This window comes from Bradyrhizobium sp. SOJA106 (assembly GCF_059448745.1).
The window spans coordinates 78,212-96,222 of sequence record NZ_CM182549.1; the positions used below are offsets into that span (position 1 = coordinate 78,212).

15 protein-coding genes are annotated in these 18,011 nt (G+C 65.8%); 6 read left to right on the forward strand and 9 right to left on the reverse strand.

Annotated features, from left to right (window positions below; genetic code table 11):
* The first annotated feature begins 76 nt into the window (after positions 1-76).
* The 6 genes from AC5V87_RS00340 to AC5V87_RS00365 all read left to right on the forward strand — a co-directional run bounded on the left by AC5V87_RS00340 (position 77) and on the right by AC5V87_RS00365 (position 9,727).
* Positions 77-394 carry a PilZ domain-containing protein gene (locus AC5V87_RS00340; protein ID WP_495372015.1) on the forward strand — a complete coding sequence of 106 codons (318 nt, stop codon included), beginning with the start codon at positions 77-79 and terminating at the stop codon, positions 392-394.
* 138 nt (positions 395-532) lie between these two features.
* Positions 533-1,255 carry a nucleotidyltransferase family protein gene (locus AC5V87_RS00345; RefSeq protein ID WP_495369662.1) on the forward strand — a complete coding sequence of 241 codons (723 nt, stop codon included), beginning with the start codon at positions 533-535 and terminating at the stop codon, positions 1,253-1,255.
* 282 nt (positions 1,256-1,537) lie between these two features.
* On the forward strand, positions 1,538-4,684 hold the full coding sequence (addB, locus tag AC5V87_RS00350; RefSeq protein ID WP_495369663.1) for a double-strand break repair protein AddB: 3,147 nt from the start codon (positions 1,538-1,540) through the stop codon (positions 4,682-4,684).
* A complete protein-coding gene (gene addA, locus AC5V87_RS00355) occupies positions 4,678-8,187 on the forward strand; it encodes a double-strand break repair helicase AddA (protein WP_456841651.1) in 3,510 nt (1,169 codons plus the stop codon). The genes addB and addA overlap by 7 nt, the downstream gene beginning before the upstream one ends.
* 67 nt (positions 8,188-8,254) lie before the next feature.
* On the forward strand, positions 8,255-8,575 hold the full coding sequence (trxA, locus tag AC5V87_RS00360) for a thioredoxin (protein ID WP_008540017.1): 321 nt from the start codon (positions 8,255-8,257) through the stop codon (positions 8,573-8,575).
* A gap of 144 nt (positions 8,576-8,719) precedes the next feature.
* On the forward strand, positions 8,720-9,727 hold the full coding sequence (locus tag AC5V87_RS00365; protein WP_495372016.1) for an ATP-dependent DNA ligase: 1,008 nt from the start codon (positions 8,720-8,722) through the stop codon (positions 9,725-9,727).
* A gap of 16 nt (positions 9,728-9,743) precedes the next feature.
* Here the strand turns inward: AC5V87_RS00365 and AC5V87_RS00370 are convergent, their stop codons facing one another.
* The 9 genes from AC5V87_RS00370 to sppA form a co-directional block, all read right to left on the reverse strand.
* A complete protein-coding gene (locus AC5V87_RS00370) occupies positions 9,744-10,484 on the reverse strand; it encodes a metallophosphoesterase family protein (RefSeq protein ID WP_495369664.1) in 741 nt (246 codons plus the stop codon).
* A gap of 159 nt (positions 10,485-10,643) precedes the next feature.
* Positions 10,644-11,987, reverse strand: a complete 1,344-nt coding sequence (locus AC5V87_RS00375) for a bifunctional folylpolyglutamate synthase/dihydrofolate synthase (RefSeq protein ID WP_495369665.1) — start codon at positions 11,985-11,987, stop codon at positions 10,644-10,646.
* Positions 11,984-12,925, reverse strand: a complete 942-nt coding sequence (gene accD, locus AC5V87_RS00380; protein ID WP_456841654.1) for an acetyl-CoA carboxylase, carboxyltransferase subunit beta — start codon at positions 12,923-12,925, stop codon at positions 11,984-11,986. The genes AC5V87_RS00375 and accD overlap by 4 nt, the downstream gene beginning before the upstream one ends.
* 172 nt (positions 12,926-13,097) lie before the next feature.
* Positions 13,098-13,934 (reverse strand): tryptophan synthase subunit alpha, encoded by an 837-nt coding sequence (gene trpA / locus AC5V87_RS00385; RefSeq protein ID WP_495369666.1) that lies wholly within the window; start codon positions 13,932-13,934, stop codon positions 13,098-13,100.
* The gene (trpB, locus tag AC5V87_RS00390; protein WP_495369667.1) at positions 13,931-15,148 is read right to left on the reverse strand and encodes a tryptophan synthase subunit beta; all 1,218 of its coding nucleotides are present in this window, start codon (positions 15,146-15,148) and stop codon (positions 13,931-13,933) included. The genes trpA and trpB overlap by 4 nt, the downstream gene beginning before the upstream one ends.
* Positions 15,145-15,816: a phosphoribosylanthranilate isomerase gene (locus AC5V87_RS00395; protein WP_495369668.1), complete on the reverse strand. Its 672-nt coding sequence runs from the start codon at positions 15,814-15,816 to the stop codon at positions 15,145-15,147. The genes trpB and AC5V87_RS00395 overlap by 4 nt, the downstream gene beginning before the upstream one ends.
* A 64-nt stretch (positions 15,817-15,880) precedes the next feature.
* Positions 15,881-16,273, reverse strand: coding sequence for a lipopolysaccharide assembly protein LapA domain-containing protein (locus tag AC5V87_RS00400; protein ID WP_456841658.1), 393 nt, complete (start codon positions 16,271-16,273; stop codon positions 15,881-15,883).
* Between the two features lie 71 nt (positions 16,274-16,344).
* Positions 16,345-16,650 (reverse strand): integration host factor subunit beta, encoded by a 306-nt coding sequence (locus AC5V87_RS00405; protein WP_008539997.1) that lies wholly within the window; start codon positions 16,648-16,650, stop codon positions 16,345-16,347.
* Positions 16,651-16,821: 171 nt separating this feature from the next.
* Complete coding sequence (gene sppA / locus AC5V87_RS00410; RefSeq protein WP_456841659.1) at positions 16,822-17,802, reverse strand: signal peptide peptidase SppA; 981 nt, start codon at positions 17,800-17,802, stop codon at positions 16,822-16,824.
* Positions 17,803-18,011 lie beyond the last annotated feature (209 nt).

Here is an 18,011-nt window from a genome sequence, read left to right on the forward strand (position 1 = left end):
TTACGGCCTGTTAGCCATCCCATCGGTATCATCGCCCGCAGGCAGCCGGAGAATGACGGGGCTGGAGCAAGGGCAGATGGCAGTGAAGGCGGACCAGCGCGGCAACAGCCGGGTTGTTTTCGAACGCGGGATTCCGGCCCAGATGATGGGAATCGACGGGACCTGGCGGCGCGACTGCACCATGGAGGACGTCTCCGAGAGCGGCGCCAAGCTGACCATCGACGGCTCGGTCGAAGGGCTCCACCTGAAAGAATTTTTCCTGCTGCTGTCCTCAACCGGACTCGCGTACCGGCGCTGCGAGCTGGCCTGGGTCAATGGCGACCAGATCGGTGTCAATTTCCTCAAGCTCGGTGACAGGAAGAAAAAGGCGCGTTCCACATCTGTTGGAGCGTAACGGCAACACCCGTCGCACAACCGTCACGGCGGCTGGCTAAGGCGGCTGAGATGCGGTGCGGCGCGGTGAACTCCGTGCTAGGATTGCTGCGAACGCGAAATCGATAGGTCAGAGAAAGCAGATCTGAGAAAGCAATTGATGCCCGTCAAACCGACCAAAGCCATGGTGCTCGCTGCAGGATTCGGCCTGCGCATGCGTCCGTTGACGGATAAGATGCCAAAACCCCTGGTGCGGGTGGCCGGCCAGCCGCTGCTCGATCATGTGCTCGACAAGCTCGGTCAGGCGGGTGTCACCGACGCCGTCGTCAACGTGCACTATCTGCCCGACCAGATCATCGACCACACCGCATCGCGGCAGCATCCGCGTGTGACCATCTCGGATGAGCGCGACCAGGTGCTCGGCACCGGCGGGGGCGTGGTCAAGGCGCTGCCGCTGCTCGGCGATGCGCCGTTCTTCCACGTCAATTCCGACACGCTGTGGATCGACGGCGTGCGCTCCAATTTGGCGCGGCTTGCAGAGAATTTCGATCCGGCGCGGATGGACATCTTGCTGCTGATGGCGCCGACCGCGACCAGCATCGGCTATAGCGGCCGCGGCGATTACGGCATGACGCCGGATGGCGCCCTGCGCAAGCGCAAAGAAAAAGAGATCGTCCCGTTCGTCTATGCCGGCGCTGCGATCCTGTCGCCGGCGATCTTCACTGACGCGCCGCAGGGCGAGTTCTCGCTGACAAAGATGTTCGACCGCGCCAACGAGCAGGAGCGCCTGTTCGGCCTTCGCCTCGACGGCGTCTGGATGCATGTCGGCACGCCCGATGCGGTGCACGCCGCGGAAGAGGCGTTTTTGGAGAGCGTGGCGTAGGGCCGCTCCAAGCACCGCGCCGCAGGGTGTGCCCACCATTAAAGCTCAGAAAGCCGGTGAGAGACGCGTGGGCACGGCGCGCAAGCGCGCCTTTGCCTACCCTGCGGCACTGCCCGTCATTCCCGGGCGCGCGTAAGCGCGAACCCGGAATTTCGAGATTCCGGGTTCGATGCTGCGCATCGCCCCGGAATGACGGTGGGAGAGCGGGGACGACTCCCTCCCGGCGCATGACCATTCGCCCCCGCCTCCCTATATTGCCCTGATTCCCGAATCAGGCAGCCCATGCGCGTCGTCAGCGTTCCCCTCTCAATTCCGTTCCTGCGCACGGTCGTCTCGCGCCTGCTCGACGGCCAGCTGGTCGGCGGCTTCGAGGCGCGCAAGGAACCGGCGCGGCTGGCCGATGCCACGCTGTATCTGCCGACACGGCGCGCCATGCGCGTCGTCCGCGAGATCTTCCTCGACGAGATGAAGGCGGACGCAGTGGTGCTGCCGCGCATCGTCGCGCTCGGCGACATCGACGAGGACGAGCTCGCTTTCGCCGACGAAGGCGAACAGTTCTCGGGCACGATGCCGATCGAGATCCCGCCGCGGCTCGGCGAGCTGGAACGGCGGCTGACGCTGGCGCAGCTCGTCGCCGCCTGGGCCAAGGGCCCGGTGCTGTCGCCGCTGGTGGTCGGCGGCCCCGCCTCCACGCTTGCGCTTGCCGGCGATCTCGCCCGCCTGATCGACGACATGGTGACGCGCGGCGTCGACTGGAGCGCGCTCGACGGGCTCGTGCCTGATAATCTCGACCGTTACTGGCAGCACTCGCTCGAATTTTTGCGCATCGCTCGCATCGCCTGGCCTGCGCATCTCGCCGAGATCAACCGCATCGAGCCCGCGGCGCGGCGTGACCTTCTGATCGCAGCGGAAGCAAAGCGCCTGACCGCGCATTCCCATGGTCCCGTGATCGCGGCCGGTTCGACCGGCTCGATGCCGGCCACCGCAAAATTCCTCCATGCGGTCGCATCGCTGCCGCATGGCGCCGTGGTGCTGCCGGGCCTCGACACCGATCTTGACGAGGATGCTTGGCGCAGCATCGGGGGGTTGCGCGATTCGCTCGGCAAGTTCGCCGAGCATCCGGCCTCGAATCATCCGCAATATGCCATGCACGCGCTGCTGGAGCGGTTCGGCATAAAGCGCAGCGACGTCGAGATCCTCCAGCCGCCGGCGGACGGCGGTCGCGATCTGCTCGCCTCCGAATCGATGCGGCCGTCGGCCAAGACGGAAGTCTGGCACGACCGGCTGAAACAGCCGGATGTTGCTGCGAGGATCGCGGGCGGCATGAAAAACCTCACGGTGGTCGAGGCCTCCAATCCCGAGATGGAAGCACTTGCGATCGCCATCGCGATGCGCGAGGCGCGGCATCTCGACAAGTCGGCGGCGCTGGTGACACCGGATCGCGCGCTGGCGCGGCGGGTGATGGCGGCGCTGACGCGATGGGATCTCGCCTTCGACGATTCCGGCGGCGACGCGCTGATGGAAACCTCCGCCGGCGTTTTCGCGCGCCTTGTGGCGGAAGCGGCGATCAAAGGATCGGAGCCGCCGACGCTGCTGGCGATGCTGAAGCATCCGCTGTGCCGGCTCGGCCGCGCGCAAGGCGCATGGAGGACGGCGATCGAAGCCCTCGAGCTCGCAGTTCTGCGCGGCACGCGCCCGCCTGCCGGCACCGGCGGTCTCCTGCGCGAATTCAACCGCTTTCGCGACGAGCTAACAAAACTGTGGCGCGGCGAGGTCTCCGCGCTTCATAAGGCCGAGCCGCGCGCGCATCTCAAGGCCGAAGACCTCGATCGAATCCAGGCGCTGATCAATGTCTTGCAGAGAGCCCTGGCGCCGATCGAGAGCCTGCCGCCGTCGAAGCCGCATGATTTCGCCGAGCTCGCGCACCGCCATCGCGAGATCATGATCGAGCTGTCGCGCGACGAGCAGGGCATCCCGCTCGCCTTCGAGGAGCGCGAGGGCCTCGCACTCGCGAGCGCCTTCGACGATCTCCTGCGCGGCGGCACCACCAGCGGATTGATGGTGCCGCTGCCTGACTATGCCGACGTGTTCCAGACCGCATTCAGCGATCGCGCGGTGCGGCGGCGCGACAGGCCCGGAGCGCGCCTCCAGATTTACGGTCCGCTGGAATCGCGCCTGATGCAGGCCGACCGCGTCATCATCGGCGGCTTGATCGAGGGCGTGTGGCCGCCGGCGCCGCGCATCGATCCCTGGCTCAGCCGGCCGATGCGGCACGAGCTCGGCCTCGATTTGCCGGAACGCCGTATCGGCCTCTCCGCTCATGACTTCGCGCAGCTGCTCGGTGGCGATGAGGTGATCCTCACCCATTCCGCCAAGGCCGGCGGCGCACCGGCCGTGGCCTCGCGCTTTCTGCATCGCCTCGAAGCGGTCGCAGGTGACGATCTCTGGAAGGCTGCTGTTCGCGCCGGCGAAAAATATGTGCAGTTCGCCGGCGCGCTCGATCAGCCCGCCGAGGTCAGGCCGATCAAGCAGCCCGAGCCGCGGCCGCCGCGCGCCATGCGGCCGTTGAGCATGTCCGTCACCGCGATCGAGGACTGGCTGCGCGATCCCTACACGATCTACGCAAAGTACATCCTGCGGCTCGACGCGCTCGATCCCGTCGACATGCCGTTGTCGGCGGCCGACCGCGGCTCGGCGATCCACGATGCGATCGGCGAGTTCACGGAGACCTATGCCGCGCGTCTGCCCGACGATCCCGCACGCGTTCTGCGCGCGATCGGCGAGAAGCATTTTGCGCCGCTGATGGAGCGGCCCGAAGCGCGGGCGCTGTGGTGGCCGCGCTTCCAGCGCATCGCGCGCTGGTTCGGCGAATGGGAGATTGCGAGGCGTGATGCGATCGAGGCGATCACGGCGGAGACCCGCGGCGAGATTTCGATCGCGCTCGGCAACAACCGCAGCTTTCGCCTCTCCGCCCGCGCCGACCGCATCGAGCGGCGCCAAGGCGGCGGCTACGCCATTCTCGACTACAAGACCGGCCAGCCGCCGACCGGCAAGCAGGTCCGCATGGGTCTGTCGCCGCAACTCACGCTGGAAGCCGCAATTCTGCGCGAAGGCGGTTTCCCTGACATCGACGCGGGCGCGTCCGTCACCCAGCTCGTCTACGTCCGCCTGAGCGGCAACAATCCGCCGGGCGAGGAGCGCATCCTCGAGCTCAAGTACAAGCCCGGCGACGAGCCGCAGCCGCCCGATACCGCTGCCGCAGAAGCGCGGGCCAAGCTGGAGGCACTGATCCGCGCCTTCGAGGACGAGAACCAGCCCTACACCTCGCTGAACCTGCCGATGTGGGCGAACCGCTACGGCACCTATGACGACCTCGCCCGGATCAAGGAATGGTCTGCGGCCGGCGGCCTGGGGATCGAGGAATGGTGAAGCTGCCGCGTCCCATTCCCGACGAAGTTCGTGCGCGGCAGGCGCGCGCGTCCGATCCGACCGCGTCGGCCTTCGTGTCGGCCAATGCCGGCTCGGGCAAGACCCATGTGCTGGTCCAGCGCGTGATCCGCCTGTTGCTGTCTGGCGTGCCGCCGGAAAAGATCCTCTGCATCACCTTCACCAAGGCCGCCGCCGCCAACATGGCCGAGCGCGTGTTCACCACGCTTGGCCATTGGGTCACGCTCGACGATGCCGGGCTGGACGCCGCGATCCGTGCCGTCGGCATCCCGCATCCGAGCGCAAAGTTGCGCCGCGACGCGCGAAAACTGTTCGCCTGCGCGCTGGAGACGCCCGGTGGGCTGAAGGTGCAGACCATCCACGCGCTGTGCACGCGCCTGCTCCAGCAGTTTCCGTTCGAGGCCAATGTGCCGGCACGCTTCGCCGTGATCGACGAGCGCGATCAGAACGACATGATGGAGCGCGCCAATCTGAAGGTCCTGCTGGAAGCCGCCCGCGATCCGGAGACGATCACCGGCCGCGCACTGCTCACCGCGATGGCGAGTGCCGCCGACGTCACCTTCAAGGAGGTCGTGCGCGAGGCGTGCCTCAGCCGCGACCATTTCATGGCCTGGACCGACGAGGCCGGCAACGCTGAAGCTGCTGCTGCGCAGATGGCGGCAGTACTGGGCGTCGATGCAAGTGATCGCATCGAGGACGTCGAGACCGAGATCCTCGATGGCCCGTTCCTGCCGCGTTCGCGCTGGGACGACATCGCCTTTGCGCTGGAGGACGGCAGCAAGTCCGACAATGACCAGGCTACGCGCCTCCGCGAGGCAAAAGTGTTTTCCGGCGCGGCGCAGGTCGATGCCTATCTCTGCCTCTTCCTCACGGATGAGAAGCTGCCCCGCAAGGCGGTTCTGACGAAGAAGTTTGGCGAGCACAATCCATCCGTCGCGCGTCTGTTCGAGAACGAGGCGCAGCGCCTCGCTGGACTGATCGAGAAGCGCCGCGCCGTGACCATGCGCGACCGCACCGCGGCCCTGCTGCACATCGCGACCGCGGCGGCGGCAAACTACCGCCGCGAGAAGCAAGAGCGCGGCCTGCTCGACTATGACGACCTCATCGACAAGACACTGGCGATGCTCAACCGCGTCTCCTCGGGCTGGGTCCATTACAAGCTCGACCGCGGCGTCGATCACGTCCTGATCGACGAAGCCCAGGATACCAGCCCGCGGCAGTGGGACATCGTCGCGCATATCATCTCCGAGTTCACCGCCGGTGAAGGCGCGCGCGAGGGGCTGAACCGCACGGTTTTCGCGGTGGGCGACGAGAAGCAATCGATCTTCTCGTTCCAGGGAGCGGCGCCCCACGAGTTCGACGCGCGCCGGCGCGAGCTGCATCGCAAGTTCACCGCGGCCGGGCTGAAATTCGATCCGGTCGCCTTCACCTATTCGTTCCGCTCGGGCGCGGCGATCCTGCACTCCGTGGACCATGTCTTTCGCGATCCTCAGATCTACAAGAGCATCCACTCGGTCGAGATCGGCCATCCCCTGCACAACGCGCTGGCCGACGCCGGCCCGAGCGTGATCGAGCTGTGGGACCTTGCGGAAGCCGATGACAGGCAGGAGATCGAGGGCTGGCGCGCACCATTCGATGGTGTCGCCGCCACCAGCCCCGAGATCAAGCTCGCGCGTCGCATCCAGACCGAGATCAAGCGGCTGGTCGAGAGCGGCACGCTGACCGGGCACGAAGGCGAGCGCCGTCCGCTGCGCTATGGCGACATGCTGATCCTGGTGCGTCGACGCGGCAACGCATTCGATGCGGTGATTCAGGCGCTGAAGCACGCTGGCGTCCCGGTCGCCGGCGCCGACCGGCTCAAGCTCACCGAGCACATCGGCATCATCGACCTGATGAATCTCGCCGATGCGCTGCTACTGCCGCAGGACGACCTGGCGCTCGCGGTGGCGCTGAAGAGCCCGCTGTTCGAGCTCGACGACGACGATCTGTTCCAGCTCGCCCATGCCCGCAAGGGATCGCTGCGGCGCGCGCTCGGCGAGCATGCGGCGGAAAGCGAGAAGTTCAGGGCGGTGCTGCGGCGCCTCGAGGCCTGCGAGGTCCGTGCGCGCGAGGAGACGCCGTTCGCCTTCTACGCCTGGCTGTTAGGGGGCGACGGCGGGCGCGCGCGTATCCTGCGCCGGCTCGGCCATGAGGCCAATGACGCGCTCGACGAGTTCCTGGAGCTGGCGCTGAGCTACGAGCGCAAAGCGCCGGCCTCGCTGCAGGGCTTCATGGCCTGGCTGCGCTCGGCCGACACCGAGGTGAAGCGCGACATGGAGATTTCGCGCGATGAGGTGCGGGTGATGACCGTTCACGGCGCCAAGGGCCTCGAGGCTTCGGTCGTGTTCATGGTTGACACCACGTCGTCGCCCGCGGACTCGCAGCGGGTCCGTTTGATCAACGTGCCGCGCGGCAATGGAGGCGAGGTCGTGGTCTGGGCCGGGCGCAAGGCCGACGACCCCAAGCCGGTTGCCGACGCGCGCAAGGCAATGCTGGAGGAGACCGAGGACGAATATCGCCGCCTGCTCTATGTCGCGATGACGCGCGCGGCTGACCGGCTGATCGTCGGCGGCTGCATGCCTGGCAATATGAGGACGGTCCGCAAGCTGAGCTGGTACGACCTCATCGACACCGGGCTCGCCGCATCGGGCCTGAACAAGGAAACGATCGAGACGCCGCTTGGGAAGGTGACTCGATTCGCCCGTCCCGAGGATGTCGCAGCGCTCGGCACACCAGCAACATCAGCGGACCAAACGATCATCCTGCCGGATTGGCTGCGGACGCCCGCGCCGCATGAGAGCGCGGAAGATGATCCCGTGCGCCCCTCCGGCCAGTTTTCCGGAGAAGGCCGCTCGGTGCGATCAGGCGAATCGGTGCAGTCCCGCGCGTTGGCACTGCAACGCGGCACGCTGGTGCACCGGCTGCTGCAATCCCTGCCCGACATCGCCTCGGAGCGCCGGCGCGAGGCCGCGCTCGGCTTCATGGCGCGCAACGCCTCGGACTGGTCCGAGGCCGACCGCACTGCACTCGCCGAAAAGGTGCTCGCCTTGATCGCCGAGCCGCGCTTCGCCCCAGTCTTTGCCGCCGGCAGCCGGGCGGAGGTCGCCATTGTCGGCAAGCTCGATCGGCCGGACCGTCCTCCGGCGCTGGTATCGGGCCAGATCGACCGGTTGGTCGTTCGTCCGAATGAGGTTCTGATCGTCGATTTCAAGACCAACCAGGCGGCCCCCAACAGCGCGGCGGAGGCGCCGGCGGCCTATGTCCGACAGCTCGCCCTGTACCGGGCGGTGCTGGCGCGGCTTTATCCCCAAAAGCCCATCCGAGCCGTCCTGCTCTGGACCGAGGCCCTTGAATATATGGAGATTTCAGCCCCCGCGCTGGACGCGGCGCTGGCATCCCTTCATCTCGGCGTGAGCGTCCTTGACCCGGCAAGGGGCCGTTCATAGGTTGACGCCATGATCCCGGGCGCGATTCCCATTCGCGCCGATTCTTTCAACCGAGTGAGGTACTGCAATGGCCGTTAGCAAGGTTTCCGACGCCGATTTCGAAGCCGAAGTGCTCAAGGCGAACGGCCCCGTAGTCGTCGATTTCTGGGCCGAATGGTGCGGCCCCTGCCGCATGATCGCTCCTGCCCTCGACGAGATCGCCGGCGCAATGGGCGACAAGGTCAAGATCGTGAAGCTCAATGTCGACGAAAGCCCGAAGACCGCGTCCAAATATGGCGTGATGTCGATCCCGACCCTGATGATCTTCAAGGGCGGCGAGATGGCCTCCCGCCAGGTCGGCGCGGCGCCGAAGGCGAAGCTCCAGCAGTGGATCACCTCCGCGGTCTGATCCACGCGATTTACGATTATTTTCGACAACGGCCGGCGAAATGCCGGCCGTTTGCGTTGGTGGGACGTGTCCTGTGCATGACGAGTCCCGCCCTTGCCCGCCCCTCCTCCAAAACGTGCGAGAAAGTCCGCCTCCCTCGTTGCGATGGAGGCGCGGTCGGTCGACGCCATCCCGCGCGGCAAGGAGTGGCAATACGAGCCGAAATGGGATGGTTTTCGTTGCCTGCTGTCGCGTGATGGCGCTCACGTCGATCTGCGCTCGAAATCCGGCGAGGACCTCGCGCGCTATTTTCCTGAAATTGTCGCCGCGGCGCTGGCGCTGAAGGCGGATCGCTTCACGCTCGACGGCGAGATCGTGGTGCCGCAGGGCAAGGGCTTTTCCTTCGATGCGCTGCTGCAACGGATACATCCCGCTGCAAGCCGCGTGACGAAGCTCGCGCAGCAAACGCCGGCGCTCTATCTCGTCTTCGATCTGCTCGCGACGGCCAGGGAGAAGCAGCTTGCCGAAAAGCCGCTAAGCGAGCGACGGCCGGCGCTGGAAGCATTTGCCAAGGCCCATTTGAAGGGGGGCATCTTCCGTCTCTCGCCGGCGACAACGAGCTACACAACCGCGAAAAAATGGCTGGCGCAATCTGGCGGCGGTTCGGACGGTGCGATCGCCAAGCGCCTCGACCTGCCTTATCAGGCGGGAAACCGCGACGGCATGCAGAAGATCAAGAAATTCCGCAGCGCCGATTGCGTGGTCGGCGGCTTCCGCTATGCCACCAACAAGATCGCCGGCCGCAGGGTGGTCGGCTCGCTGCTGCTCGGGCTCTACGACGACAAGGGCCTGCTGCACCATGTCGGCTTCACCTCGGCGATCAAAGCCGAGGCCAAGCCTGACCTGACCGACCGGCTGGAGGCGTTGATCGCCGAGCCCGGCTTCACCGGCAACGCGCCTGGCGGACCGAGCCGCTGGTCCACCGAGCGCTCGGCCAAGTGGTGCCCGCTCAAGCCGAGGCTGGTGATAGAGGTCTGCTACGACCATTTCAGCGGCGAGCGTTTTCGCCACGGCACCTCGATCCTGCGCTGGCGCCCCGACAAGGCCCCGCGGCAATGCACGTTCGATCAGTTGAAGCAGAAGGTGGCCGATCCGATGAATCTGCTGGAGTAGCCCGCACGCAGGCGGGCTACTTGATCCACCCCGTTGCCAGCGCGTTCGCCAGCTCCGGCTGATTGTTGCGGCGGGCGAGTGCGGCTACCGCCTCATGATCGTAAGCTACATGGCGGAACGTCACCTGCCAGTCGCCGTCAGCGAGTTCGAGAAGCGCATAGCGCGCGTGCGGCGTGCCGGCTTCGACGACATGCGGGAACGGGTGCTTGTCGCGATAGCCGGGGCTGCCGACGCTGCCGGGATTGACGATCAAGCGGCCGTCCCGAAGCCGCACGGCGCGGGCGAGATGGGTGTGAGCGCAGAGGATCAGCGGCTGTGAGATACCTTGCGCGAACTGCTCGATGCGATCAAGCGGCGACAGCGCCACGGTGCCATCAGGGTGCACCGTGTCGAGCCAATAGATCTCGTCGCTCTCAGGCGTCGCGTGACAGAGGAAGACCTGATCGCGAAACACCCGCGTCATCGGCTGTGCACGCAGCCAGTCGAGCTGCGTGGCATTGAGCTGCGCGTGCGCTGGACGGTCCCACGAACCCATCTTCTCCGGCGGACGATCGAGCAAATAGCGGTCGTGGTTGCCGAGCACGTGCACAGCATCGAGCGCCATCAGGATCTCGATGGTGCGCCGTGCATCGAGCGGGCCGCTCAGCATGTCGCCGAGGTTGACGATGTCGGCGATACCCTGGGCGCGGATGTCGGCGAGCACCGCCTCCAGCGCGAGATCGTTTCCGTGCACGTCGGCAATCGCGGCTAAACGCATTGTTGTCCTCGCTCTCGCGCCCCGGACGCAGCGCAGCGTGGAACGGTGCGCTGCAGAGCCGGGGCCATGTCGCGGCACGGGTCCCGGCTCAGCGGAGCAGCGTTGCCAGGACGATGCTACGCATCGCCAAGGCTGCACGCGTCCGGGACACGGGACCGACTATGCAGGAGGCGTGCCGTTGATGGCGAGCACGTGGCCGGCGAGATAGAGCGAACCGGTGATCAGGATGCGCGGCGGCACCTCATAGGCGAGCTTCGCCAGGGCGCGGAGCGCGGCCTCAATGCCGGGCGCGGGCTCGACGCGCATGCCGAGACTGCGCGCGGCATCCGCGAGGCGGTCAACCGGCATCGCGTTCTCGGCATCGGGAATCGGCACCGCGATGATGTGACGGGTGAGCCCGGCGAAATTGGCGAGAAAACCCTGCGCGTCCTTGTTGGCCATCATGCCTGATATGACGACCAGCGGCCGCGACACCCGCTCTTCGAGATCGCCGAGGGCTGCTGCCGCAACGCGTCCGCCTTCGGCATTGTGACCGCCGTCGAGCCAGATTTCCGAGCCCTGCGGTCCCCAGGAGAGCAATTCGCCCGAGGTGATGCGCTGCATCCGCGCCGGCCATTCCGCACCGACGATGCCGGCCTCGAATGCCGCGTGATTGATCCTGAAATTCGAAATCGCGCGCAGCGTCGCAATCGCAAGACCTGCATTGTCGAACTGGTGGCGGCCGAACAGGCGCGGCGCCGCGAGATCCATCAGGCCGCGCTCGTCGGAATAAACAAGGCGCCCGTGCTCGACATTGACGTGCCAGCTTTCGTTCGCGGCAAACAGCGGCGCGCGCATGCGCTTTGCGTGCGCCTCGATCACGGCCATCGCCTCGTCCGCCTGCTCGGCGCAAATCACCGGCACGCCGCGCTTGATGATCGCGGCCTTCTCGCCGGCGATCGACGCCAGCGTATCGCCGAGAAAATCCATGTGGTCCATGCTGATCGGGGTGATGACGCAGGCCGCCGGCGTATCGAGCACGTTGGTCGAATCGAGTCGGCCGCCAAGGCCGACTTCGAGCAGCACGACATCGGCAGGATTATGCGCGAACAGAAGGAAGGCGGCAGCCGTCTTCAGCTCGAACACCGTCGCAGGCTCGCCGGCATTGACGCGCTCGACTTCTTCGAGTGCCGCGCGCAGCTCGTCATCGCCGACGAGCACGCCGCCGCCGGCGCGGCCGAGGCGAAAACATTCGTTGATGCGGACGAGGTAGGGCGAGGTGTAGGCGTGGACGCGCAAGCCGGCGGCTTCCAGTGTCGCGCGCAGATAGGCGAGCGTCGAGCCCTTGCCGTTGGTGCCGGCGATGTGGATCACCGGCGGCAGCTTGCGTTCAGGGTGTCCGAGCCGCTCGAGCAGGCGGTGCATCCGCTCGAGCCCGAGATCGATGCGTTTCTGATGCAGGGCCGACAGCCGCCCGATCACTTCGCCGAGCGACGGCTTTGCGCTGTCAGGGGACGCGTTCACGCGTGGGGCGCAGCCGGCGCTGTCTCAGCCGCCGATACGATCTGGGCGGGGCTGACGACTGGCTGCACTGCTTTCGACGCACCATCCTGCGCCGGCGCCTTGGTCAGCAGGCGGCAGAGCCGCGCCAGGGTCGGACGCAGCTCGTGGCGATGCACGACCATGTCGACCATGCCGTGCTCCTTCAGATACTCGGCGCGCTGGAAACCCTCCGGCAGTTTCTCGCGGATGGTCTGCTCGATCACGCGCGCGCCGGCAAAGCCGATCAATGCGCCGGGTTCGGCGATGTGCACGTCGCCAAGCATGGCGTAGGACGCGGTGACGCCGCCGGTGGTCGGGTTGGTCAGCACGACGATGTAGGGCAGCTTTGCCTCACGCAGCATCTGCACCGCGACCGTGGTGCGCGGCATCTGCATCAGCGACAGGATGCCTTCCTGCATGCGCGCGCCGCCCGAGGCGGCGAACACGATGAACGGCGACTTCTTCTCGACCGCGAGCTCCAGCCCGCGCACGATGGCCTCGCCCGCGGCCATGCCCAGCGAGCCGCCCATGAAATCGAAATCCTGCACGGCGACGACGACGGCCGCGCCTTCGAGCTTGCCGTAGCCGACCTTGATCGCGTCGTTGAGGTTGGTCCGCGCCCGCGCATCCTTGATGCGGTCGACATATTTCTTCTCGTCGCGGAACTTGAGCGGATCGGGCGTCACGTCAGGCAGTGCGACATCGAACCAGGTCTCGTTGTCGAAGATCGACTTCAGACGCGCCACCGCGCCCATGCGCATGTGGTAGTTCGAGCCGGGGATGACGAACTGGTTGGCCTCGACGTCCTTGTAGAACACGAGCTGCCCGGAATCCGGGCACTTGATCCACAGATTCTCCGGCGTCTCCCGCCGCAGCATGTTGCGGATCTTCGGCCGGACCACATTGGTAAGCCAGTTCATGGTTTGCTCCGATGTGCGAGCCCGCACGGGATCGCCTGAAGAGATATATGGCGGCCGGGCCGCTGCCCGGCAAGCCGCCGTGTCGCCCGCGTTAGAGCATGATCCGGAAAAGTGTGAAGCGGTTTTCCGACAAGATCATGCTCAAACTAAAGAGCTAAAGCGGAATTATGGCCTATTCGGCCGCCTGTTTCGCAGCCCTAACGCCCTGGGCCAGGGCCGCCGTCAGCTCAGCCACGGCGTTAACTGTTTTGGCGGTCGCCCGCCCCTCGGCATCGAGGCTGTTCTTGAGCGCATCGACCAGCGCGGTGCCGACCACCGAACCATCGGCCTTCTCGGCAATGGCGCGCGCCGCCTCCGGCGTGCGGATGCCAAAGCCAACGCAGATCGGCAGCTTGGTATGCCGTTTGATGCGCGCGACAGCTTCACCGACGGCATTGGCATCCGCCGCTGCTGCTCCGGTGATGCCGGCGATAGAGACGTAGTAGACAAAGCCCGACGTGTTCGCGAGCACCGCGGGTAGGCGCTTGTCATCGGTGGTCGGGGTCGCCAAGCGAATGAAGTTCAGGCCCGCCTTCAGCGCGGGAATGCAGAGCTCGTCGTCTTCCTCCGGCGGCAAGTCGACGATGATCAGGCCGTCCACGCCTGATGTCTTGGCATCAGCCAAAAACTTGTCGACGCCATAGATGTAGATCGGATTGTAATAGCCCATCAGCACCAGCGGCGTGACGTTGTCGTCCTTGCGGAAGTCGCGCACCAGCTCCAGCGTCTTCTTCAAGGTCATGCCGATCTTGAGAGCGCGCAGACCAGCCGCCTGAATCGAGGGACCATCCGCCATCGGATCGGTGAAGGGAATGCCGAGTTCGATGACGTCGGCGCCTGCCTTGGGCAGCGCCTTGACGATATTGAGCGAGGTCGTGAGATCGGGATCGCCGGCCATCACATAGGTGACGAAGGCCGAGCGGCCGGCGTTCTTGAGCTCGGCAAAACGGGTGTCGATACGCGTGGTCACTTGCTCTTGCCCCTCAGGATGTCGCCGACTTGCGGGACGTCCTTGTCGCCGCGGCCGGAGAGATTGACGACCATCAGGTGGTCTTTCGGCCGCTTCGGCGCGAGTTCCATCACCTTGGCGATGGCATGTGCGGGCTCGAGCGCGGGGATGATGCCTTCGAGACGCGACAGCAGCTGGAACGCGCCGAGCGCCTCGTCATCGGTCGCGGAGAGATAATTGACGCGGCCGATCTCGTGCAGCCAGGAATGCTCGGGGCCGATGCCGGGATAGTCGAGGCCGGCCGAGATCGAATGCGCGTCCTGGATCTGGCCGTCTTCATTCATCAAGAGATAGGTGCGGTTGCCGTGCAGCACGCCGGGACGGCCGCCCGCGATCGAGGCCGCATGCAGGTGCGTGAGCCCATGGCCAGCGGCTTCGACGCCGAAGATTTCGACGGAGGGATCGTCGAGGAAGGGATGGAACAGGCCCATCGCGTTCGAGCCGCCGCCGATGCAGGCGACCAGCGAATCCGGCAGCCGGCCCTCGATCTCCTGCATCTGCGCCTTGGTCTCGTTGCCGATGATCGACTGGAAGTCGCGCACCAGCGTCGGATAGGGATGCGGGCCGGCGACCGTGCCGATGCAGTAGAAGGTGTTGTGCACGTTGGTGACCCAATCGCGCAGCGCCTCGTTCATGGCGTCCTTGAGCGTGCGCGTGCCCGACTGCACCGGAAACACCTTGGCGCCCAGCATTTCCATGCGGATCACGTTGGGCTGCTGCCGCTCGACGTCGACGGCGCCCATATAGACCACGCATTCCAGGCCAAAGCGCGCGCACAGCGTCGCGGTCGCGACACCGTGCTGGCCGGCGCCGGTCTCGGCGATGATGCGCTTCTTGCCCATGCGCCGCGCCAGCATGATCTGGCCGAGCACGTTGTTCACCTTGTGCGAGCCGGTGTGGTTGAGCTCTTCGCGCTTGAGGTAAATCTTCGCACCGCCGAGATGCTCGGTCAGACGCTCGGCGAAATAGAGCGGCGAGGGCCGGCCGACGTAGTTCTTCAGATAGCCGTTCATCTCGGCCTGGAAGGCCGGATCGGCCTTGGCCGCGGTATAGGCCTTCTCGAGTTCGAGGATCAGCGGCATCAGGGTTTCGGCGACGTAGCGTCCGCCGAAAATGCCGAAATGGCCACGCTCGTCGGGGCCGCTGCGGTAGGAGTTTGGTTTGGCGATGTTCATCGTACGCTCAACTCTTGACTTGCATCTTGGGTGGCGCGCGCGGCGCGAATGAAGGCCTCGATCAGTGCCGGATCCTTGACGCCGGGAGCGCTCTCGACACCGGAGGACACGTCGACGCCGCCGGCGCGGGTGACGCGGAGCGCTTCGGCGACGTTGCCGGCATCGAGCCCGCCCGAGACCATATAGGGCAGTTTCAGATCGAGATTTTCCAGGAGGTGCCAGTCGAATGGCGCGCCCAGGCCGCCGGGCCGGGTCGCATCCTTCGGCGCCCGCGCGTCGAACAGGATACGGTCGGCGACCGCGGCGTAGCCGGGCAGCACGGCGAGATCGGCCGCGGTTGCGACCGGCACCGCTTTCATTACAGGGCGGCCGAACCGCTGCTTGATGTCACGCAGCCGCGCCATGCTTTCCTTGCCGTGGAGCTGAAAGATATCCGGCGACAGCGCATCCATGATGTTGTCGAGCGTGGCATCATCGGCATCGACGGTGAGTGCGACCTTGAGCGCGCGCCGCTTCACCCGGCGGCCGAGGTCACGGCCGGCTTCCAGCGACAGATGCCGCGGCGACGGCGGAAAGAACACGAACCCCACCATGTCGGCGCCGGCGTCGAGCGCGACGTCAAGCGTCTCGCGCGTGGACAGGCCGCAGATTTTGACGAGCAGGGACATGGTCTCAAAGCGGTTAGCGGCCGCAAGGAGCAGCCGGAAACGGGTTTTTCGGTCGGGGCCGCTTCTACAACGTCGCGCGCTGCTTGTCTCGCCCGACAGGCCCGTAAAGGCCGAGCCCCGAGGGGGCGGGAAGGCGCTGGGGCTCGGGCTTTGCTGCGGCCATCTGGGCTCGCAGATCGGCCAGCTCGACCCTGGCAGCCCGCGCATCCGCATCGTTCCGCCGCGCTGCCCGCCGCCAGCGCCGCTGGCCGAACCAGACTGCACAGCCGCCGGCGACGACCCCGATGGCGGCCACCAGGATCAGCAGCAGGAACAGCGGCAGCCGCACCGCGAAGGACGGATCGTCGGTGACGAAGGGATCGAGGGAGACCGTGACGAAATGCCGGTTGGCGACGGCGAAGGTCACCAGGATCAGGCCCAGCGGAATCACGATCAGCGCGGTCAGGAACTTTCGCATCGCGATCGCTCGTCTTGAATCAAGCTTGCTGCCGCATGATGCGGCCGTCCGGTTAAGCGCCGACGACAGCCTTAGTCTGCAGCGCCGGGATCCGGATGGTCGCGGTTCAGCCGCTCGCGCATTTCCTTGCCGGTCTTGAAGAACGGAACGCTCTTCTGGTCGACGGGCACGTGGGCGCCGGTGCGTGGATTGCGCCCGGCGCGTGCAGGGCGATGCTTGACCGAGAAGGCACCGAAGCCGCGCAGCTCGACGCGGTCACCGCGCGCGAGGGCCGCTACGATCTCTTCGAGAATCGCATTCACAATGTTCTCGACATCCCGCTGGTACAGATGCGGGTTGTGCTCGGCGATACGCTGAACAAGTTCGGATTTGATCATCGAGAGATAGGACCCGGAAGCGTGCGGATGACCATTTCCGTGAAAATACTGTGATCTGTCAAGACGCTAAATCAAGGTTGAGCGTCGCGAAAATGCGTGACAAATGCCGGAAAAGCGGGCTGAGCGGCCACCCGCCAAGCGGGAAAATCCTCCGGCCCTCGCCCGGTTCCGTCAATTCGACGCCGCCGGCTGCCACAGGGCCAGCATTCCATCCATTCCGACCCGATCCACGGCCTGCACCACGCCGGCTTGCCCGATCTGATGCGCAATCGAGCCTAAACCAAGCGCTTCCAGCGTCACGGCCGCCGCAGTCTTGAGGAACGGCAGATCGGAAAAGCGCGGCTGCAGCTTGTAATCGCGCACCGAAAGACCCTTCTTGACGCCCTTCTGCTCGACCAGCCAGGTCACCGCCGTCTTCTCGTCGCCGATCTGATCGATCAGCTTGAGATCGACCGCCTGGCGTCCGGTGAAGACGCGGCCGTCGGCGACTTTTTCGAGCTGCGTGTCATCCATGCCACGCCGTTCCTTCACCAGGCCCTTGAACCAGGCATAGGAATCCTTCACCAGCGCATCGAGCGCGGCCCGGGCCTCGGGACTGGTCGGCTCAAAACCGTTCGGCGCGGCCTTCAGCGGCGAGGATTTGACCTCCTCCACCTTGACGCCGATCGTCTTCAGGAGCTCGGCGACATTTGGATACTGGAACAGCACGCCGATCGAGCCGACCAGCGAGCTCTGCTGCGCGATGATGTGGTCGCTCGCGATCGCGGTGATGTAGCCGCCGGAGGCAGCAAGGCCTTCGACCACGACGACGAGCGGCTTCTTTGCTTTGAGCCGCGTGAGCGAATCGTAGAGTTGCTCGGAGCCGGCGGTGGTGCCGCCCGGCGAGTTGATGTGAACGATGACGGCCGCGGCCTGCGAGTTCTCCAGCCGCTCCAGCGCCTGCGTGCGATCAGAATCGCTGCGGATCAGGCCTTCGATCTGCACCCGCGCGATCGAGCCCGCGGATGCGAAGGTGCCGCGCGCGCCGGGTGTTGCGACCAGCGCGAAGCCCGCAATCGCCGCGATCGCGATCAGCGCGGCCATCACGCGCCAGAACGTCAGCTTGCGACGGATTCTGCGGCGATCGACGATGATGTCCGAATCGAGCGACATCGGAATATCTCCAAATGAAAGGCGCGTCCAAGTGAAAGGCCTGGCGCGTTGTGCCGTCACAGCGTGACGATTGGCTTATCTCGATACATCAATTGCGGCGCAATTTGAAGAAAACAAGGCTGTACCTGCGTAGCCCGGAAGGCCGCCACATACTGCGCTGTCGTCCCGGACAAGCGCTTAGGGCGTCCTTGTCCGGGACGACAGCGGGG